This is a genomic window from Agarivorans sp. QJM3NY_29 (assembly GCF_050870835.2).
Classification (GTDB): domain Bacteria; phylum Pseudomonadota; class Gammaproteobacteria; order Enterobacterales; family Celerinatantimonadaceae; genus Agarivorans.
The window spans coordinates 4,887,669-4,908,449 of sequence record NZ_CP194036.2 but is presented as its reverse complement, the minus strand read 5'-3'; the positions used below and the strand labels follow the sequence as shown (position 1 = coordinate 4,908,449).

Annotated in this window: 18 protein-coding genes; 6 read left to right on the top strand and 12 right to left on the bottom strand. The window is 44.9% G+C overall.

The window, feature by feature from the left end:
- The first annotated feature begins 86 nt into the window (after window positions 1-86).
- The gene (locus tag ACRRS0_RS22320) at window positions 87-806 is read left to right on the top strand and encodes a 3-deoxy-D-manno-octulosonic acid kinase (RefSeq protein ID WP_432455398.1); all 720 of its coding nucleotides are present in this window, start codon (window positions 87-89) and stop codon (window positions 804-806) included.
- Here the strand turns inward: ACRRS0_RS22320 and waaA are convergent.
- Genes waaA through rfaD form a run of 4 tightly spaced genes read right to left on the bottom strand, consistent with a single transcriptional unit; the run spans window position 803 to window position 5,165 of the window.
- On the bottom strand, window positions 803-2,059 hold the full coding sequence (waaA, locus tag ACRRS0_RS22315; RefSeq protein WP_432455399.1) for a lipid IV(A) 3-deoxy-D-manno-octulosonic acid transferase: 1,257 nt from the start codon (window positions 2,057-2,059) through the stop codon (window positions 803-805). The two genes, ACRRS0_RS22320 and waaA, sit on opposite strands and share 4 nt — an antisense overlap.
- An 11-nt stretch (window positions 2,060-2,070) precedes the next feature.
- Window positions 2,071-3,114: a glycosyltransferase family 9 protein gene (locus ACRRS0_RS22310; RefSeq protein WP_432455400.1), complete on the bottom strand. Its 1,044-nt coding sequence runs from the start codon at window positions 3,112-3,114 to the stop codon at window positions 2,071-2,073.
- Between the two features lie 13 nt (window positions 3,115-3,127).
- Window positions 3,128-4,165 (bottom strand): lipopolysaccharide heptosyltransferase II, encoded by a 1,038-nt coding sequence (gene waaF / locus ACRRS0_RS22305; RefSeq protein WP_432455401.1) that lies wholly within the window; start codon window positions 4,163-4,165, stop codon window positions 3,128-3,130.
- A 43-nt stretch (window positions 4,166-4,208) separates the two neighbouring features.
- The gene (rfaD, locus tag ACRRS0_RS22300) at window positions 4,209-5,165 is read right to left on the bottom strand and encodes an ADP-glyceromanno-heptose 6-epimerase (protein ID WP_432455402.1); all 957 of its coding nucleotides are present in this window, start codon (window positions 5,163-5,165) and stop codon (window positions 4,209-4,211) included.
- Window positions 5,166-5,321: 156 nt separating this feature from the next.
- Between rfaD and ACRRS0_RS22295 the strand changes: the two genes are divergently transcribed.
- The 3 genes from ACRRS0_RS22295 (at window position 5,322) to tdh (ending at window position 8,270) form a co-directional block, all read left to right on the top strand.
- A complete protein-coding gene (locus tag ACRRS0_RS22295; protein WP_432455403.1) occupies window positions 5,322-5,966 on the top strand; it encodes a TetR/AcrR family transcriptional regulator in 645 nt (214 codons plus the stop codon).
- Between the two features lie 82 nt (window positions 5,967-6,048).
- Complete coding sequence (locus ACRRS0_RS22290; RefSeq protein WP_432455404.1) at window positions 6,049-7,242, top strand: glycine C-acetyltransferase; 1,194 nt, start codon at window positions 6,049-6,051, stop codon at window positions 7,240-7,242.
- A 2-nt stretch (window positions 7,243-7,244) separates the two neighbouring features.
- On the top strand, window positions 7,245-8,270 hold the full coding sequence (gene tdh, locus ACRRS0_RS22285; RefSeq protein WP_432456125.1) for an L-threonine 3-dehydrogenase: 1,026 nt from the start codon (window positions 7,245-7,247) through the stop codon (window positions 8,268-8,270).
- 32 nt (window positions 8,271-8,302) lie between these two features.
- On the opposite strand, the gene ACRRS0_RS22280 is transcribed toward tdh, so the two are convergent.
- Genes ACRRS0_RS22280 through ACRRS0_RS22250 form a run of 7 tightly spaced genes read right to left on the bottom strand, consistent with a single transcriptional unit; the run spans window position 8,303 to window position 15,698 of the window.
- Window positions 8,303-9,184, bottom strand: a complete 882-nt coding sequence (locus ACRRS0_RS22280) for a methionyl-tRNA formyltransferase (RefSeq protein ID WP_432455405.1) — start codon at window positions 9,182-9,184, stop codon at window positions 8,303-8,305.
- On the bottom strand, window positions 9,181-10,323 hold the full coding sequence (gene rffA, locus ACRRS0_RS22275) for a dTDP-4-amino-4,6-dideoxygalactose transaminase (protein WP_432455406.1): 1,143 nt from the start codon (window positions 10,321-10,323) through the stop codon (window positions 9,181-9,183). Before rffA ends, ACRRS0_RS22280 begins: the two co-directional genes overlap by 4 nt.
- A 51-nt stretch (window positions 10,324-10,374) precedes the next feature.
- Window positions 10,375-11,289, bottom strand: coding sequence for a hypothetical protein (locus tag ACRRS0_RS22270; protein ID WP_432455407.1), 915 nt, complete (start codon window positions 11,287-11,289; stop codon window positions 10,375-10,377).
- Window positions 11,290-11,291: 2 nt separating this feature from the next.
- The gene (locus tag ACRRS0_RS22265; protein WP_432455408.1) at window positions 11,292-12,095 is read right to left on the bottom strand and encodes a hypothetical protein; all 804 of its coding nucleotides are present in this window, start codon (window positions 12,093-12,095) and stop codon (window positions 11,292-11,294) included.
- Window positions 12,092-12,952, bottom strand: a complete 861-nt coding sequence (locus ACRRS0_RS22260) for a glycosyltransferase (protein WP_432455409.1) — start codon at window positions 12,950-12,952, stop codon at window positions 12,092-12,094. Before ACRRS0_RS22260 ends, ACRRS0_RS22265 begins: the two co-directional genes overlap by 4 nt.
- The gene (locus ACRRS0_RS22255) at window positions 12,949-13,863 is read right to left on the bottom strand and encodes a glycosyltransferase family 2 protein (RefSeq protein ID WP_432455410.1); all 915 of its coding nucleotides are present in this window, start codon (window positions 13,861-13,863) and stop codon (window positions 12,949-12,951) included. Before ACRRS0_RS22255 ends, ACRRS0_RS22260 begins: the two co-directional genes overlap by 4 nt.
- A gap of 32 nt (window positions 13,864-13,895) precedes the next feature.
- Window positions 13,896-15,698: a polysaccharide deacetylase family protein gene (locus tag ACRRS0_RS22250; RefSeq protein ID WP_432455411.1), complete on the bottom strand. Its 1,803-nt coding sequence runs from the start codon at window positions 15,696-15,698 to the stop codon at window positions 13,896-13,898.
- A gap of 133 nt (window positions 15,699-15,831) precedes the next feature.
- Here ACRRS0_RS22250 and ACRRS0_RS22245 point away from each other — a divergent pair, with 133 nt between their 5' ends.
- Window positions 15,832-18,993, top strand: coding sequence for an ABC transporter substrate binding protein (locus ACRRS0_RS22245; RefSeq protein ID WP_432455412.1), 3,162 nt, complete (start codon window positions 15,832-15,834; stop codon window positions 18,991-18,993).
- A 120-nt stretch (window positions 18,994-19,113) separates the two neighbouring features.
- Window positions 19,114-19,806, top strand: coding sequence for a class I SAM-dependent methyltransferase (locus ACRRS0_RS22240; RefSeq protein WP_432456126.1), 693 nt, complete (start codon window positions 19,114-19,116; stop codon window positions 19,804-19,806).
- A gap of 385 nt (window positions 19,807-20,191) precedes the next feature.
- On the opposite strand, the gene ACRRS0_RS22235 is transcribed toward ACRRS0_RS22240, so the two are convergent.
- The gene (locus ACRRS0_RS22235; RefSeq protein ID WP_432455413.1) at window positions 20,192-20,632 is read right to left on the bottom strand and encodes a GNAT family N-acetyltransferase; all 441 of its coding nucleotides are present in this window, start codon (window positions 20,630-20,632) and stop codon (window positions 20,192-20,194) included.
- Window positions 20,633-20,781 lie beyond the last annotated feature (149 nt).

The following is a 20,781-nucleotide window of genomic DNA, read 5'->3' as shown; positions in this document are numbered from 1 at the left end:
GGTTAAGCTGGCGAATTTTCTTAAGTATTATGCTTTTTGCAGCCTGCGATGTAAAATCGCCCAGATATATTCCATAAGCGATAGTTATGCAGATAGAAAAGCAACGCACAAATGAAGGATGGTTGTTCTACAACCCCGCTGAATGGCAAGAGGTAAGTGACGTTTACTTTGAAGCACGCCATTGGCAACAAAATCGAGCGGTGGTTGGACAAGCCATGGGCCGTGGTAAGACTTTGTTTTTTCGTTATCTCCATCGGGAGTTTGTATTGCGCCATTACCATCGAGGTGGCCTCGTCTCCAAGGTGAGTAATGATCGTTACTTTTATGTTAGTTTGAAGCGTAGCCGAGTGTGGCGAGAGTTTGTGTTATTGATGCAATTGCAAACGTTGGGATTGCCCGCACCAACGCCGATTGCTGGACGTATTAAACGACAGGGGTTCAGTTTTCAAGCCGACTTGATTATAGAACGGATCCATGGCGCTCGAGATCTGGCCCAGCTATTGAGTGAGAAACGTTTGCCAGTTTCTTTATGGCGTCAAATGGGGGAAACCATTGCCGCGTTTCATAAGGCGGGAGTGAATCACGCCGATCTAAATCTACGTAATATCATGATTGATACCAATGACAAAGTGTGGCTGATCGACTTCGATAATGGGGCGATTTGCCGTCCTCGTAAACGCTGGCGGCAAGAAAATATAACCCGGCTACTCCGCTCCTTGGTGAAAGAACAAGCCAAGCCAGGCTATTGTCATTGGTTAGAATCTGATTGGCTAAACTTAGTGGATGCATACCAAAAAGCGCTTTAAAGTGTTTTGAGTGCCTTTAAACTTCGCTGGAGTGCGCCTTGGTTTTGTTTGACCACCGTTAAGCCTGCAGCCCCCGCCTCTGCGGCCAGCTGTGGCTGACTCAGCCATTGGTTTAGCCAAGTTGCCAGTTGGCTGCTATCGGCGCTTAGTTTCAGCGCCCCACAACTTTGTAGCTGTTGGCTGATGTCGGAGAAGTTGAAATCAAATTCTCCGGCAATGCAAGGGAGGCTCATGGCCGCCGCCTCCAAATAATTGTGCCCGCCAATGGGAACCAGTGAGCCTCCTACAAAGGCGATATCTGCGCAGCCGTACATCAACATCATTTCTCCCATGCTATCGGCTAAATATACCTGTTGTTGCGGTTCGACATGATTGTGTTTACTGCGTCGAGCAAATTTGACCTGTTGTTGATTTAATAACTCGGCCACTTGCTCGAAGCGCTCGGGGTGACGAGGTACCAAAATAAGTAGACTCGTGGGGTGTTGCTGCTGCACTTGTTGCATGATCTCAAGCACCCGCTCGTCTTCTCCCTTATGGGTGCTGGCTGCTATCCACACTGGGCGTTGGCCAAATAGCTGCGCACGTAACTGGATGGCTTGTGCTTGAATGTGCTGACAATCGGGTAAATCGTATTTAATCGAACCTGTGACCACCAGCTTTGCCGCATCGACGCCAAGTTGATTGAAGCGCTGTGCATCGTCTTGATGTTGCGCTAACACCAGTTTGAGTTTGGCGAACAGCGGCCGAGAGAATGCAGATAATTTTTGATAACGGCGACAGGAGCGTTGGGACATGCGGGCGTTTATTAGGGCCACCGGGATGTTTTTGGCGTGGCATAGGCTAAGCCAGTTGGGCCATAACTCGGTTTCCATGATCCACAGCTGCTTAGGCTGGTATTTCGCCAAAAACAAGGTAATACAGGGCCAAAGGTCAAAGGGCGCATAACGGTGAGTCACCAGCTCTGAGAGCCGCTGCTGTGCTTGCTTAGCACCCGTGGCGGTGGTGGTGGTGAGTAAAATGTTCAGCTGTGGTTGCTGCTGTTTTAGCTGCTGAATAAAAGGGGTGGCGGCAATCACCTCGCCCACCGATACGGTATGCAACCACAGGTCGACCTGAGCGATTTTTTTACCTAAACCAAAGTGTTCTGGCCAGCGTTTACCCACCACTGGTTTACCTCGTTTTGGCCAATACAATTTATACATGGCGAAAGGTAAAAATATTAGTAATAGTAGCTGATATAAACCACCAAGCATGATTGTGCCTTTTATTGCTCACTCATTGAAGCGTGAAGATATTTGTTGATGGTATGCTTAACTAACTCTGGAGTGAGTTGGTTCATACATTCATTATTCGTACATTGACGCTGGATATCGGTGCCATAACAAGGCTGACAATCCAAATTGGATAGCAGTATCTGCGAATGATTATCTTGGGTTTGATAGGGACCGGTACTATCTGGATCGGTTGGGCCGATCAGTGCAATGTTTGGGGTTTGTACCGCGGATGCGATATGAGTCGGGCCCGAATCGGTGGTGACGGCTACCACTGCATGTTCTATGAGCGCGACTAACTCACTGAGATTGGTTTTGCCTGCAAGGTTTAAGATTGACGAGCTTTTAGGCAGATCCCAAAGTTCGATTTGCTGGCGGTCTGCCTGGCTCCCCAATAGCACGATCGTCTGACTGTTTGCGAATTCCTTAATCAGTTGAATCCAATGTGCTTCTGGCCATGCCCTGTGGTTGATTTTACTCTTTTTGGAATGGCTATTCCCTGGGCATAAGACGATGTAATGCTTCGGGAGTTTAAATTTAGCCTCAATTTTAGCAAGCGGCTCACCCATGATCCGTGGGCCAATGTCTGCAATATTCAGCTGATTAAGGCTGCTTGCTAAGGACTCATTCCTTAGCAAGGCGTAAAGAGGCTGTTTCATGGTTTCTACAGCGTGCGGTACCTTGTTGCTAGTTATCGGGTGATCGTTAATTTCGAGGCGGGCTCTGGTTTGTATGGCTTTTGCCAAAGCACAAAAGGTTGGGTGATGTTCTAGATTGACCACTAAATCATAAGGTTGTTGTTTGCTGTGACGAATGATCGCTTGCTTTTCTAAGCTTATAAAAATCGGCAGTTTACGGTGTTTTAGGCTAAAGCACTGAGTCACTCGCGGATCATGTTCAAATAAACCGATGGATTTGCTACTGACTATCCAATCAAAACTCGCTTGAGGGTATGCCTGATGAAGTACCTCCATCACGGCACTCGCAAAAATAGTATCGCCTAGCGCGCCTGAACGAATAATTAAAATTCGTAGCATAAGTTTCCTATGATCATGATGTTGTGAGTAAGTTATTGATGAGCAAGATAGCTCGCTCGGGCGCTAATTCGCTTAAGCATTTTAAATGGCCAAACTGACAGGTTTTCTTAAAGCAAGGGCGGCATTCGATATCGGTGTGTAAAATTTCTGCCGTATCTGTCAGTGGCGGGGTGTATTGTGGGGACGATGAGCCATACACTGCGATTAAGGGGAGCTTTAGCGCGGCGGCGATGTGCATTAGGCCGGAGTCGTTGCTAATGGCTAAGCTGGCCAGCGCCATTAAGTCGATTGCTTCGGCTAGTTTGGTTTTACCTGCGAGATTATAACAAGCGCTTTGCGAGGCTTCCGCTAAATGAGCGATGATTTGCTCGCCTACCGCTTGATCTTTATCCGAACCGAAAATCCACACTTGACCGTTACGTTGTTCAATCCAGTGCTGGGCAACTGTTGCATAATGTTGCTCTGGCCAGCGCTTGGCGGGGCCAAATTCTGCGCCGGGGCAAAGTGCCAAAATGGGTTGAGAGTCGCTTAAGTTTAATTGGCTGAGTGCCTGTTGCTGGTTGTTTGAGTTGGCGCTTAAGGCCGGATGCTGGTAGCTCGGAAGCTTAGCGGCAGAAGTCATCGTCTGCTTTGGGTAGGCCAAAGACACATAACGTTCCACCATGAGTGGGAAGGCTTGTTTATTGCTGCGCAGGTCGTTGAGTACACCATAACGGCTCTCTCCCTTCCAGCCGGTACGGCGTTTAATGCCTGCAAACCAAGGAACCAGTGCTGCTTTGAGCGAATTTGGTTGAGTGATGGCCCAATCATAGCCTTTAGCTTTGATGGCTCTGGCGAGCTTCCAGCGCACCGCGAGTTGCAGATCACCATGGCCCAGCGGCATCCGTAAGGCATTGTCTACCTCCGGCATGCGCTCCAACATCGGACGACACCAATCGGGGGCCAATACGTCTAATTGCGCCTGCGGGTGTAGTTGTTTTAAGCTTTTATATAAACTTTGTGACATCACCATGTCACCCACCCAAGACGGGCCGACCACCAATATCTTCATGTTTTACCTGAAGGGGCCTATCGCCCCTTTTGTCGCGGGAGATTTATTTATTCAACCAAGTCATGTATTCAGCAACGCCCTCGGCGACGGTTTTAAAATCTTCGCTATAACCTGCGGCGCGTAGCTTATCGATATTGGCTTGAGTAAAGCTCTGGTAGCGACCTTTGAGGTGGTCGGGGAAGGGAATGTATTCAATTTCACCTTTTTGGTGATGTTTAATCACCGCTTCGGCCACTGAACGGAACGGTTCCGCCTGACCTGTCCCCAAATTAAAAATACCGCTTTGTTCGGGATTTTGCCAAAACCATAAGTTAACTTTAGCTACATCGCCTACATACACAAAATCGCGGCTCTGTCCGCCGTTACCGTAACCATCATAGCCTTCAAATAGTTTGGGGTTTTGCCCATCGTTGACTTGGTTGTTCAGGTGGAAAGCCACACTGGCCATACTGCCTTTGTGTTGCTCTCGTGGGCCGTAAACATTGAAGTAACGAAAGCCAACCACTTGTGACTCTATCTCTGGTAGTAAACGGCGTACGTAATTGTCGAATTGCAGTTTTGAATAGCCGTAAACGTTGAGTGGGCCTTCGTATTGTTTTTCTTCGATGAAGGTTTCGGTATCACCGTAAGTGGCCGCCGATGAGGCATACAGGAAGGGAATACGACGTTCTAAACAATAATGAAGTAATTCTTTAGAGTACTCATAATTGTTTTCCATCATGTATTTGCCATCCCACTCGGTGGTGGCAGAGCAGGCACCTTCGTGGAATATGGCTTCGATCTCTTGGCCGTATTCCGCGCCAAGGTCTTCACCGGAGACGATACGAGCGATAAAATCATCTTTGTCGAGATAATCGGCGATATCCAGATCGACTAAGTTGACAAATTTGGTGCCGTCTTTTAGGTCGTCAACCACGATGATGTCGTTATGGCCTAGCTCATTTAAGCTCTTCACTATGTTGGCGCCAATAAAGCCAGCTCCGCCGGTTACAATAATCATAATTCTACCATTCTAAAATTTGCCATGAGTGCAAGGATTTTATGCTGTGATGCGCCGAATAGCAATTGCGTGACCAGTGGAAAACAGTGAATAAAAACTGGATTTTGGAGGCGTTTACAGGTATCACAATAATATAACTGGCAACGTAACAGCTAAATGAAAACCAAAGACAAAATTATTCATGCTTCTTTGAAGTTATTTAATGAGCGTGGCGAGCGCCAAGTGAGCACTAATCATATTGCTGCTGAGTTAGGCATTAGCCCGGGAAACCTGTATTACCATTTTAGTAATAAACAGGAGATTATTCGTAGCATTTTTGAGCTTTATGCTGAGCAGCTTGATAGTAGTTTTCGCCCGCATGCCGATCAACTATTAACGCTCGATCATGTGATGCAATATTTGGATGCAAGCTTTGAACTGATGTGGCGCTTCCGTTTTATGTACGCCAATTTATTAGAGTTATTGGCCCGAGATCCCTTGCTTGAAGCCAAATATCAGGCCTTACAAACCGAGCTGGAAAAATGGAGCCGGGATATACTGGTGCAGTTTCGAGATAGTCGCTTTATTACGGGCGATGATGCCAGCCTAGTCGAATTGGCGGATAGCATTAAATTCATCATTGGTGCTTGGATCGGCTACCAGAGTGCGCAACTAAAAGGCGGACTAATCACTAAACCGCGACTCTATGAGGGGGTGTTAAAAATACTGTTTATTCTACGACCTTATTTTACAGAACAGTCGATGAGTATTTATCAGCGATTGCACCAACACTATTCAGAGTGTGCACAGCGCAAAAAATAGCATTTTATTTAGAATATAAGCTGAATTTGCCAAACAAATCACTATAATTCAGCCAGAATTCTGGCTTTTAATTAGGTGTGTTATGACGGCTTCTTTTTCTTCTTATATTCAGCAGCAATTGCAACAAGTTAAAGACGATGGCCTGTACAAACAGGAACGGGTAATTAGTTCTCAGCAGCAAGCCAATATTACGGTGGCGCAGGGCCCAGTAATTAACTTCTGTGCCAACAACTATTTGGGTTTAGCAAACTCTCCAGCCTTGATTGAAGCCGCCAAAACGGGCCTAGATAGCCATGGCTTTGGCGCCGCTTCGGTGCGCTTTATTTGTGGCACCCAAGATATTCATAAACAGTTAGAACGGGGCTTGAGTGAATTCCTTGGGATGGAAGATACCATCCTTTACTCTTCTTGCTTTGATGCCAATGCAGGTTTGTTTGAAACTTTGTTAGGCCCTGAAGATGCGATTATCTCCGATGCGCTCAATCATGCATCGATCATTGATGGGGTGCGTTTATGTAAAGCGAAACGCTTCCGTTATGCCAATAATGATCTCACCGAATTAGAGCAATGCTTAAAGGATGCCGATGCCGCTGGTGCGCGCTTTAAGCTGATCGCCACCGATGGGGTGTTTTCTATGGATGGGGTAATTGCTAACCTGCCTGGCATTTGTGATTTAGCCGACAAATATAATGCGATGGTGATGGTGGATGATTCCCACGCGGTTGGTTTTGTTGGCGCAGGGGGGCGTGGCACCCATGAGTATCATCAGGTGATGGGTCGAGTGGATATTATTACCGGTACCTTGGGTAAAGCCATGGGCGGCGCATCGGGTGGTTTTACCGCAGCTAAAAAAGAAGTGATTGATTGGTTGCGCCAACGTTCACGCCCTTATTTATTTTCCAACTCACTGGCCCCAGCCATTGTGAGTGCTTCACTTAAAGTGCTGGAACTATTGGCCGAAGGCGATGCTTTGCGCAAACAGCTGTGGGACAACGTCGCGTATTTTAGAGAGGAAATGAGCAAGGCGGGTTTTGCGCTAGGTGGTGCCGACCATGCGATTATTCCGGTGATGTTGGGTGACGCCAAATTGGCGAGTTGCTTTGCTGATAAGTTGTTAGAGCGCGGCATTTACGTGATTGGTTTTTCCTTCCCGGTAGTGCCAAAAGGCCAAGCGCGGATCCGCACTCAGATTTCTGCTGCGCACACGCGCGAGCAGTTAGCACATGCAGTAGCAGCCTTCACTGAGGTGGGTAAAGAACTAGGAGTGATTGCATGACTATTAAGGCCTTAGCAAAACTGAAGGCGGAGCCCGGCATTTGGATGACCCAAGTGGAAATGCCAGAGCTTGGTCATAACGATCTGTTAATCAAAATCAATAAAACCGCTATTTGTGGTACCGATGTCCACATTTACAACTGGGATGAGTGGTCCCAAAAAACCATTCCTGTCCCCATGGTAATTGGCCATGAATATGCCGGAGAGGTGGTCGACATTGGTCAGGAAGTGCGTGGTTTTTCGGTTGGTGATCGGGTCTCCGGTGAGGGTCATATTACCTGTGGCCATTGCCGTAACTGTCGCGGTGGGCGTACTCATTTGTGTCGTAATACCGTCGGTGTGGGGGTGAACCGCACCGGTTGTTTCTCCGAATACTTAGTGATCCCTGCGGTGAATGCCTTTAAGTTACCCGATGAAATTAGCGATGACCTTGCCGCCATTTTTGACCCTTTTGGCAACGCGGTACACAGTGCTTTATCCTTTGATCTGGTGGGTGAAGATGTACTGATTACCGGCGCAGGCCCCATTGGGGTCATGGCCGCTGCGATTTGTAGACATGTTGGTGCGCGGCATGTGGTGGTGACCGATGTGAATGATTACCGCCTCGATTTAGCCAAGAAAATGGGCGCAACGCGAGTGGTGAACGTCGCTAAGCAAGCACTGAGTGATACCATGAGCGAACTTAAGATGACCGAAGGCTTTGATGTTGGCCTGGAAATGTCAGGCGTGCCGACTGCTTTTTGCTCGATGTTAGAGCTGATGAATCATGGCGGTAAAGTGGCGATGTTGGGGATCCCTCCCAGCGACATGAGCATCGATTGGAGCCAAGTGATTTTTAAAGGTCTGGTGATTAAAGGCATCTACGGGCGAGAGATGTTTGAAACGTGGTACAAAATGGCATCTTTGGTACAATCAGGTCTTGATTTAAGCCCTATCATTACTCACCATTATCATGTTGATGATTTTCAACAAGGCTTTGACGCGATGCGCTCTGGGCAAAGCGGCAAGGTGATTTTGGATTGGACTTGATGGAAGAGCCATCTTGCTCAAATGCTAGATGGCTATTTCTCATCTCCAAAGCGACTACGGAACTTTTCTAGAGGTACCAATGGCCTTTGGTCTTCGTAGTGGCCATTGATGATTTTAATTGCGCCATTTCCACAAAGAACAACAGGCTGGCCCGCTTTAATGAACATTACCTTGCCAGCGACTCTGTTTTCTACTTTAAAAGGCTCAACCACCTCGACGTCGGTGATGTGGCAAGGCTCGCCATTTATGGTTGTTTGAGCCCCCTTATAAGGATAACCAATAGCATCAACAAAACGTGCTATTTTTCTCGCATCGTCGCTCCAATTAATTTGATAATCACGTTCATCTCTCCACACACTGTAAGTCGCTAAGCTTGTGTCTTGAGCTTGATAACTTAGGTTTTCGTTCAGCATGCTAATTAAGACTCGATCTAGTAAGTCTTGGTAACATCGACTAACTAAAGTGATGGCCTGTTGAATTTTAATGGGGTAGCTAATGTGAACAGATTGCTGCCCTACAATATCACCTGCATCAAATTCTAGGTTAGCTTTTAATGCCGTGACACCAACTTCTGGCTCACCATTTATTAGCGCAGAAACTAAAGGATTAAACCCACGGTATTTAGGTAATAACGAGTCATGGAATACGATTAGTTCACAATCTAAATTTGTGAGCATCCATCTCCAGCCTATGGCTACAGCATACTCTGCTTGGTTGTCGTTGGGATAATCCTGTTTTAAGCAATAAGCTATATTGTGTTCTTCACAGTAGCTGACCATACCTTTTGAATAGTCGTTTTCTACTGACGGATCTTGACCAATAACAACAAGCGGATTAACGGTTTTGTTTAAGCGTTTTATTACAGGTAAGCAGTCATATGCTTTTTGTGTCATGAAGAAAAAAGTAATATTCATTTTTGTAGCCCAAAAAACTCCAGAACCGCATCGGATACGGTATTGGCAATGTCTTCATCGTAGGCTGAACATAAAGGCAATCTTAATAAGGTATCACTCACTTTTTCCGTGACTGGTAGCATGCCCTTTTTGTAGCCGAGAGATTCGCCCATAGGGGAAGAATGCAGTGGAACGTAATGAAACACTGCCATAATTCCCTTTTCTTTAAGGAAGGCAATTAAGCGTTGTCGAGTGTCCAAATCTTCTAACAGCAAGTAAAAGATATGCCCGTTATGGGTATTGTAGTTTGGAATGTTAGGCAACTTTGCCAAGCCTTGCTGCTCAAGTATGGCTAAGCGCTTGGAATAGCAATTGTAAACAGCCATTCTGCGTTGCTGTATTTCATTAAAGTTTTCTAATTGAGCAAATAAAAATGCAGCAGATAAATCAGATAATACGTAAGAAGAGCCTATAGATGTCCATGTATATTTGTCGACTTGGCCTCGGAAAAACTGTGCTCTGTTAGTACCTTTTTCACGAATAATTTCACTGGCTTCTTTGAGTTTATTTGTTTTACAAACTAAGGCTCCACCTTCTCCGCAAATAATATTTTTTGTCTCATGAAAACTAAAGGCGGCATAGTCTCCAAAAGTGCCTAATGCTTGCCCCTTATAACTAGAGCCTATTGCCTGTGCGGCATCTTCAATAACTGGAATATTTGCAGAGTGGCTAATTGACATTAATTGCTCCATATCACAGCTAATACCCGCATAGTGAACTGGAACTAATGCTTTTGTCGCCGATGAAATGAGGCTTTCAACATGGGCCAAATCTATATTTAAGGTGATAGGATCGATATCTGCAAAGATAGGCTTAGCGCCTCTGAGGCAAAAGGCATTCGCTGTCGATACAAAGGTATAGGAAGGCAGTATAAACTCGTCTTGACTAGAGAGCTTAAGCTCTAATGCGGCTATCTCCATGGCTGAAGTGCAGGATGTAGTTAGTAAAACGCTATTTTTAATAGATAATAGCTGATTTAAGCTATCCTCACAGCGCTTACCAAAAGGCCCATCGCCAGCCGAATAGCCTCCCATGACAGCTTGCGCTATGTAGTAGAGTTCTTTTCCTGAAATGTAAGGCGTATTAAACTTTATATCCATGGTGATGGTTTACCGTTAGTCGTCATATAAAAATGCCAAGACATTAGTCGCTTAAGCAAAAAAGTTTTGGGTCTCTAGTAAGAATTGTGAGACCAGCTTTTCAACGCCTCTTTCTTCGTTAAGAACCCTCGGCAATACTAAGTGGGCTGTTTCTTCAGCTTTGTGTATATTGTTAAAGCCATAGGCGAGGCCATATCTGTCTTCGGCCTTAGGGTACCATTGTTCTTCTGATACACCTTGGTCCGGTATAATGATTGATTGACAGCCACACAGTACGGCAAAAACAGAATAGGCAGTTAAGGTATCGTAGGAAATAAAGCTTTTAACAGACTTAAAAATGGCCGCAATTTCAGCGTTCGACTTATTGTCGATAAGAATCGAGTCGTTAAGATCATGCATCATTGCTTTGTTTGCACCTTTACGTAAACAGTATGCGGTGCCAGAGCGTACTTTAGCTGTTGATTCTGTATTGTAGTGCTCTAGAGGATAATGAATCACCTTTAACAGCAGTGATGATGTTAGCGAACTATCGACGATGAAATCTTTTATGCCGCTACTAAACTTGTAAATAAGCTCATTTCTACCGAAACAGAATTGACCCGTATGATAGCCAGGCTCATGCAGTAGCCAGCGAACGATATTTTTAGCTTGCAGAGGATTCCCTAATACAGTTTCAGGGTAAACCACGACGTAGTCGTCATTTAAAGCTGATAATTGCCCAGTATAGATGGGCGTTAAAAAGCTAGGATTGACTCTAAATTTCCGGTCTCTTTTATGGAAAAGAGAGTTGAAAATCTGCTTGGTAGGCTTTAAAAAGTGATATTTATTCGTTAATTCAGAATCAAAGCTAGGGAAGAGATAAGCTTTAAAGCCTAATTTGTTGATCACATGACAAAGCTTGTGAAGTACGATTGCGCCCCCCACGGTTTCGTTATATGACGGGGCAAATATTATAAATTTTCGCATGCTTAATTCCTGAATAGATTGGTTATTATCTCTATTCTTTTTCGAATGCTATAAAATAGATTTCTATTGAATATTCTATTTAAAGCACGATTGCTGGTTATTATCATTTTGGTGCAGGTACTTCTTATATACTTATTGCTTAATGCATTGGCATATTTATTGAGTAATGCACGCTTACTCTGTTCAAAGCTTTGCTCGATATTTCCGCCACTGTTATGGCGCAGATGAAAATCGATCACGTAGCTATTGTGGCCTAATATGTCAGCTAAGATACACATATCGGTGGCATACAAGTGAAACCCAGATAGGTCGCTAGAAACAGACAGTGCAGCATGTTTTCTTAATACTAAAAAGTTTTCATCTAAGCTTTTTACCTTGGCGGGGAATGGCCCCACATTTATGTTTTCTTCATGCGGGTCACTAATTCTCATGGCATAATTTTTAAAGTTGATATATCCCGCATTGCCACATATCCCCCAGTTAGGATCGATGGCATCAAGTTCTGCTATGCGCTGTTCTAAAACTGCTTTATCGTCAAAATCTAACAAGATGTCCTGATGGCAAATAATGATGTATTCGGCGTCGGCATGATTAATAAATTTTTTGACTGCCTGATAAGCATCCAATTTATTATGCGTACTATTGTCAGCAAAAATGAATTGAGAGTTTTGTGGGCTAAAACCAGCGCGAGCGAAGGAGTTTAGCATACCTTGGTATTCTGCGTGATCGGTGACAAGGGTGCATATAGCAAATTGGTGGCTATAGCTAACTTGGTCGATTTCCACTGGTGTGAATTGATGCGTCATGATTTATGCGTTTGATTTAAGTTTTCGTGAGTCTCAGAAAGATATTTATCGACACCATTTTTACAGTAGTAGCGCTTTTGGGCGGTATTTTGCTTGATGATCTGTAAGTTGGTGCTGACATCTGCGCGGCGTTCAACATGGTGAAGGTGATAAACGGGAATTACAAATTTAACACTTTTTTCGTGAATGCCCTTGCCATTAAAACGCCATCCCAGATCGTCATCTTCTCCTCCCACACCCGGCAAATCTTCATTATAGCCGTTTATTTTCAACATATCGGCTCTTGACACTGACCAGTTGCAACCTACGATCGTTAGGTATTTTTTTGCTTGGCGTTTGTGTAGCGTAGTTGAGCGAAAGCCAATCTCATAGTTTTTGGTGTGATCAAACACTAAGGGAAGTCCTAGCAGGGTATACACCAGCCGATTTTCAATCAGCTTTATTAATGAGGGGTTCTTCCTAAACCACCTGGACATTGTGGGGCCAAGATGCACGCGACGCCCAGTGCAGACGCGATTGTTTTCACGTTGATTCAAATGCTCGGCGACGTATTGGCTATGGGGCAGGCAATCGCCATCTAAAAACATCAAATACTCGGTTTTTGCTGCGGCGACCGCTCGGTTTACGGCTTTGGTCTTACGAAAACCTTTATCTTCTTGGGTGAGGTGATTGATGGCGAAAGGAAATGTGTGCTGAGCGAGGTATTCCCTTACGGCTTTACATTCACAGTCTTCAGCGATGATGACCTCAAAGCGTTGCTCGATTTGACGGCTTAAAGCGTATAAAATTGCATGGAGAGCCTCAACATCTTGATAAATCGAAATAATGACACTGGCTTTTAAGGTTGAGTGACTCATTGCATATCCTGACTTGATTGTTGGTATCGAAGAGATTCTGACTCCGGAGCCCCTTTAAGTAAGAAAGCTAGCAAGGGTTTTCTTTCTGGTTTTTTTAGTACTCGCTTACATTCCTTAATGATATATAAGGCCTTAATAATGATTTTTGATAAGCGCGAATAGTGTTTATCGAGTAGACGATAAAATGAGATATAGAACTCTTTTTCAATCGCAAGATCCCGTTCTGTGCTGCCGCCGCCGGAGTGGACCACCTTTGCCTCATTCAGTAAGTAGATGGCTTTATTGGCATCACGTAGACGGATGGCAAAATCTTCTTCTTCACAATACAAGAAATATTTGGTGTCGTAGCCACCCAGTTGCTCAAAGTCCTGGCGTCTGAAAAACATGGTGGCACCACTGATCACTGGCACTTTAATCGGTTGTTGATGCTGCTGTTTGCGCTGAGGATAGTTGCTCGGCTGCAGTAGTCTTAATAGCGATGCTCCGAATAGTTTATTGGCGACGCTAGGGATGAACTCAAAAGAGGCTGTATGCTGATTGGTTTCGCTGAAGATGGTCGGACTGCAAAGGGCTACTTCTGGGTGGTTTTCCATGAAATGGTGTAATACATCTAAGCAGTGCGGACTGACCTGAGTATCATTATTGAGAAAAAATAAGTAGTCACCAGTGGCGTGAGGGTAACCAGACATGTTGCCCCCGGAAAAACCAAGATTAAGGGGATTGATGATGAGCTTTGCCCACGGATAAGCACCAATTTCTTGTTGTAAGTTTTCAAGTTGCTCAGCTTGAGAAGCATTGTCTACCACAATAACTTCAAAACTTACCTTGGGTTGAGAGTCTGCAATAGACTGCAAACACTCGAGTGTATGTCGGGTCGAATTGTAGTTAATCATCACAATCGAAATATTCATTGTTGAGTGACCTTAGATTTTCAATTGATTGCTTAACTCAAGTTCTTAGTTTGAGGTTTAGCCGCTTTTTTGATGGTGTAGTTGCCTTTAATTTTACGCCACAAACCGAACTTGGTGGTACTGGGGAACATCACGATTCGTCGAATCTGTTGTAAATCTTCATGTAGGGCTACCGGTCCAGAGTCGGTGGCAACAGTGTAGGTATAGCCCGCTTGTTTCGCCAGTCGTTTTGTTTGCTCGTTATGGTCGCCATAGGGGTAGGCAAAGCTATAAAGGGGGCGCTCAAGTAAGCTTTCGAGTTGTGCCTTGTTGTACGCGATCTCATGCTGTTGTTCGGCATGACTGAGACTGGCCAATTTGGGATGGTTCACGGTATGTCCGCCGATCTCAACATAACCGCTGCGGTCGATGTCGCGCAGTTGTTGTGGACTCATCAGTTCAAAGCGTTGGTCGGGCTTACTGGGATGTTCTACATCCCAGCGATTATGATCGGTGCCGGTGACAGCGTAGATCATTGCCTTAAATTGATACTTTTTGAGTAGTGGTAGTAATAAATCGTAGTTGTCTTTAAAACCATCGTCGAAGGTAAGAATGATGTAGCGTTTGCCGTGGTCGAAACGATGGTCTAAACCGATCTCATCTAATTGCTGGAAAGTGATCGGGCTTAAACCCATGCGCTGAATCGTTTGAAAGTGTTGCTCCAAACGCTCCAAAGTCACATAAGTGCCATACACCCCGTGTTGGCTTGGATCGTTGTGAATCACCCGGTGATACATGATGATCGGGATTTCTCGTTTCTTGGTGTATACATAAGCACTTTGATACAACTCAAGCAGTCGTTGAGTCATTTTCTCTAAGGAATATTGTTCGGTGATTATTTGGTAAACTTCTTCATCAACTTTGGGCTGTTTGAGCGCACTTCGTAGTTGCTTGGCTAATTGAGGGTAGTCGATATCGAGTTCGGTTTTCCCTCCGTCGGCAACATCACCAAAATTGCTGGCCATGGCCGATGCTAGATTGTCTACCGAGATTAAACCGATGGCATTTGCTTCGCCGACCGCAAAAACCGGTTTTTGGCACATTAAGGCTTCCATGGCCACCCGTCCTGCCCCGATGACTAAGTCTGCTTGGCTGATGGTTTGGCGAATATTGGCGCTATAGCCGCAAAATTTTACTTTAGTTTTAAATTTATCGAAGATTGGATCGATTTGACTACCGCTGATCACTTGAACTTGGTTTGCCGCTAAATCAATGCATTGTTCCAGTAGTTGATAGACCAATTGGCCCTTGGGGCCGGTTAAACGACCAATAATCTGAATTACCGGTTTGGCCCGGTGATTCGCTGCTAAGGGTTTGAATACTTGACTATCGACGCCATTGCGCAGCACGCTGACCTGTGACTCGGCGACACCCAAATCACGGACGATTTGTCGGGCGATATTTTCACACACCGCGACAGCATGATATCCCAAGGCATGGAACTTTTTGCGTGAGCGATGTACCGGCTGTCGTCCATGAACGGTGGTGATCATTGGCGTATTGGTGAGTCGGCAGGCAACATAAGCAGACCAACCCGAAGCGCGACTATGTGCGTGAACTAACTGTATTTTATATCTAAAAATTAAATAGATAAGATAAAATACATGCCATACTCTTCTAGGTAGACTGCGTTTATTGAAACGTAACTTGAAATACTGCCCTTGATGGGGAGAATTTAAGGTGTCAGAAACATAGAATACTTGATGCCCTCGTTGCGCTAGAGTATTACCAACTTGAGTTGCGTAGACTTCGGCTCCAGTCACTTCGAGCTGTGAAAGAGCCATCAAAATATTCATAAATGCGTGAAACCTTATGGTGAATTGACGCATATTCTACAGAACTGATTTGCTTACGCCTAGTGGCAGTATCAAAGGCTCTTTCTACGCCTAGTGAGTCAACCAAAACAGAGAAGGACGGTTGTTTATTTTTGTGAGTACGTTACTAAAACGAATAGGGTTGATAGCAAGGCCGAATCAACTTTGCTATGCGGCTGTGTTGAGTTTACTGCTTATTTCACAAGCTGCCTTGGCTCGGACTGAACGAGTATTATTACTGAATTCTTATCCGGCGGGTTTGCAGTGGGATGCAAGCTTTGAGCAAGGTTTGCGTGATCAATTAGCGGAACGTTCCATATGGTTTTTTAATCAGCGTGTAGAAGCGGAGCTGAATCCCAATCAATCTCCATACAGCGCAGCGCAGCTCAATATGCTTAAGCAAGTCATTCTTTATTATCAGTTTGATTTGGTTGTGAGTGTTGGTGAGCAAGCTTTAAAGTTGGCCTTAGCCTTACAAAACGAAGGTACGCTGCAAGCGCCATTGGTTGCCGCGGGTGCCGATTTGGTCGCCTACACCGGACCTCGTAAGGCGATGTTGACTGGGATCCACGAACAGCAAGCGGTACGTGAAAATCTATTGTTGATCAGGCAATTGCTCCCCGAACTTGAATCTTTGCACTTAGTGCTCGACAAAAGTGCCATTAGCCAACGTATTGCGGAACGTTTTAAGCGCTTAGCCGAACAATTTGGTATTACCTATACCATTTGGCAAGATATGGATTATGAGGAACTCAAAGCAAAAACCTCGCAGTTAACCCCTAAACATGCCCTGCTACTTGGGATGTTGCCGTCCTCGCTTACCGGAAACAGCAAACTTAGTCAGCAGAATCTGCAAGCTTTATCATTGGCTTCTCGGGCGCCTATTTTTAGTTTATGGGATTATGCGATTGGTGATGGCGTCGTTGGTGGAATGGTCACTTTACCAGATCAGCTCGGTGAAGCGGTTGGTGTGATGGTTGGACGAGCTTTACAAGGAAGTGATGTAAAAGAGATCCCGATTCGGGCTCGTAGTCCGCAGCTCTATCTTTTTGATTATGCGCAATTAACTCGTTGGCAGATGTCTAAATCGAATCTGGCAAGCGATGCAATTTTTATCAATCGACCCGCTTTCCAGGCTTGGTTACCACGTTATCAAGCGAGCGTTATTCTTAGTAGTGTGGTGTTGTTGCTGTTGCTGTTGCTGATTTGGGTGATGCGTCGCCGGCTCCAGAGTAAGCAATCTTTGCAGGCAAAGCAGCAGCAACTCTGCTCTGCATTTGTTAATACTGAGCAGGCTTGCGCTTTACTGGATGAGCACGGTGTCGTGCTCATGATGAATCCGGCATTGATGACTTTATTAGGTGAGAGAGCGAAGTATTTAGTGGGGAATCCCTTGCTCTCCAGCCAGTTTTGGCAGCATCAGCAGGCCCTAGCGCAACGTTTGCGAGAAGGCTTTGCTCAGTGTTTACAAGGCAATGTCGTTCATTTTAATGCAACTCTATTACTCGCCAGTGAAAACCTATTATACGATTTTGTGATTAGTCCTCAGTTTAAAGCGGCGCAGCAGGTCGAACAAATGGTCTTAGAGCTGAGAAGCCTTCATTTAATGGAGTTGCAATATCAGCAGCTCACTTCTAGTGAGCGTCATTATCGAGCGATGTTTGAGCATAACCCTGCGATGTTAATGCTGTTGAATCGTTTGGGGGTGATTGTTTTTTGTAACAGAATGCTTGCCGATCACTTAGGCTTTTCTCGCAAGCAATTAGAGTTGTCTCAATTACGTAGTTTGTATGGTGACGCCGATTTACAAACCTCATTGCTTCGCTATTTAGATGGGATTTCGGACCATATTCAGGTACGAGAAGTCCGCTATCGAACTCGAAATGAGCAAGGTTTGTGGTTTAAGGAATCCATCCTCAAAATAGCCAATGAAGATAGCTTTATTGTCTGTTGTGAGGATATTACCACCACTCGTGATCTGACTCAGAAACTTGATTATTACACCAACTATGATTCACTCACGGATGTTTATAACCGTACGTTTTTTGAACGCAGGTTAAGTACGTTGTTGCAGCAATCTGATTCGTGTCAACATGCACTATTGGTGATAGATTTAGCCCAGTTTAAAGTGATTAACGATACCTTCGGCCATAATTCTGGCGATCAGGCATTAAAACAGGTTGCTGGCGTACTGGAACAATTGCTGACAGGGTCAGCAATTGTGGCTCGCTTGGGCAGTGATGAGTTTGCTATTTTGCTTGAACAGACCGATCAGCAGAGCTGTCTCGATTTTGCTAACTTGTTGATTAAGAGCCTGAATGATACTCACTATGTGTGTGATGAGCGTATGTTTAGTTTTGGCTGTAGCATCGGTTTGACTTTATTTGGGCACTACCAAGCTTCTGCACAACAGATCTTAACTCAAGCAGATAAAGCCTGTTTTACCGCTAAGTCTTTAGGGCGCAACCGAGCTTACTTATATCAAATGGGTGACCAGATGTTGTTGGAGCGTCAAGGGCAGATGGAATGGGTCACGCGTATTCAAAAAGCCTTGCGAGAGGAGCGTTTTTTACTTTATGCCCAGCCGATTGTTCCGGTCTCAGCTGTTGATGAAGACTATCTACATTATGAAGTCTTAATTCGCATGATTGATGAAGATGGCCGAGTTGTGCCTCCGAGTGCGTTTTTACCCGCGGCTGAGAATTATAATCTAGCAGAACAAATAGACCGTTTGGTGATTGCGAAAAGTTTGCAATGGTTGGCGGTTAATCCTGGTCATCTCACTCGTTTAACGATGTGTTCGATGAACCTCTCGGGTCAGTCTTTAGGGAATCGCGAGTTTGTTGAGTGGTTACTAGCAACGTTGGAAGAGTGTGCTTTACCAATGAATAAACTGTGTTTTGAAACCACTGAAACGGTCGCTATTTCTAATTTTAATGTTGCGACAGAGTTCTTCAATAAAGTTCGTCAGTTAGGTTGCAAAATTGCCCTGGATGATTTTGGCTCCGGTCTCTCTTCCTTCGGTTATTTAAAAAATCTGCCGATCGATTATCTAAAAATTGATGGTATTTTCATTCGCGATCTAGAAAACGATAGTATGGATGCAGCGATTGTTAAGAGTATTAATCAAGTTGCGCATGAGATGGGTAAAAAAACGATTGCTGAATTTGTTGAAAATGAAGCAATCAATCAAATCTTACTCGAGATTGGCGTGGACTATGCCCAAGGCTATCATTTTGGTCGGCCGGTGCCCATCGAGATGTTCGTGCTTAACTAAAATGACCATAAGGCTGTTAAACTAGGTCTATTGCCGAGTTTGGGAGAGTGTTAGGTGAGTCAAATTCAGCCTCGTATTTTTTGTGAAGCATCTGCTGATGGTGGATATGCTCAGCGTTTAATTGACGGTTTTAACTTACAAGTTTGTTCGCAACAACCAGAGCAGGGGTTTTGTTTGATCTTGGATCAACAGACCTTGTATTTACGCTGGTGTGATGAAGCCAAATTAGGAGACATTTCGGTCGATTTTTTGGCAGGGCGAGCGGCCCATCGTCGTCACTATGGCGGCGCCGAAGCCGTGAGTAAAGCTGTGGGCGTGAAGAAGGGGCTGCGGCCTACGGTGATTGATGCGACAGCGGGCTTAGGTCGGGATGCTTTTGTTTTGGCTAACTTAGGATGCCGAGTCACCATGGTTGAGCGCTCTCCTTGGGTTGCCGCTTTGCTGGCAGATGGCTTACGCAGAGCAAAAGCTGATCCTGAAATCGGCGCTTGGGTCGCAGAGCGGATGCAGTTGGTACACGCGAGTAGTATTGATGAGTTGCAACAACTTGGCCTAGAAGCCGAGGTGGTTTATCTTGATCCGATGTATCCCCATCGTAAAAAATCGGCGCAAGTTAAGAAAGAAATGCGAGTATTTCAGCAACTCGTTGGGGCCGATCTCGATGCCGATTTGTTGTTAGATCAAGCATTGGCGGTTGCCAGCAAGCGAGTGGTAGTGAAACGTCCGAGCTATGCGGAGCCTTTAGCGGGAAAGGCTAGCCATCATCAGCTAACAACCAAGACTCACCGTTTCGATATTTACGCTTTGGCCTAAGGGCAGAGGTCCATTTAGCTTAGCTGTAGCGATGGCTTACATGCTGCTTATTTATGATATTTATGGATTTTTAAATGTCATTTTGCTTGTTTTTTGGGAAGGGATGTTTCCAGTTGACGATGAGCTCAGTGCTCTTGAGTGCAAGGTTTGTACGGTTAATAGATATTAAATTAGCTTCATTGATCTAGGTCACTTTAATGGCAACTTTAAGTGAGCTTGATCTAGTTTCTTATGATTTTAGGGGAAAAAACTTGCATCAAGAAAACGCTATCATTACTCTAAATACATCGCGCTAAGGATTGGCGCGATAAAGAAATAAGATCTGACCTTTGTTGACCGACAGAAAATGGGAGAGGCTATTAGCTTCTCCTTTTTTTCGTCTTTTTTATGTGTTTGCCTCTTCAGTTCTTGCTGCAACAAGGTCGCGGGACATTTTAACGTAGGCAATTTGGTGCTTGTAGAATACTTCGCTGTCGACGTGAAAGCCTAAACGTTGATAAAAGGTGATGGCTGTATAGCGGGCGTCAAACCAAAACGTATCGGATTGCGCTTGGTTTTGTTGTTGTTCGATTAGGTAACGGAGCATGGTGCTTCCAAATCCGCGGTTTTGATATTGCTCTAAGCAAGCAAATTTACGTAAGCGAACTTCTCGTTGACTAACAAATAGCGAGGCTACAATGACTAATTTTTGTTCAAGCCAACCACCAAAGTGCAGCCCTTGTTGATCTTCGGCGACACGACAGAAGTTGATATCATGTTTGGGCCATAATACTTGCTGGCGAATGGCGAGCGTTTGTTCACTGGTAATCGCTTTAATTACAATCATCGTTTTAGTCGACTCAAATGAGTCCCCCTTAATTTTTCACTCATGATCTAATACTGTAGCTCTGGATCTCATTCAAGCTTATCAAGTCTCGATGGCTGGCGGGCCAAAACGATGCGGGTATAAATGCCTACCGTGTTGGCAATTATACG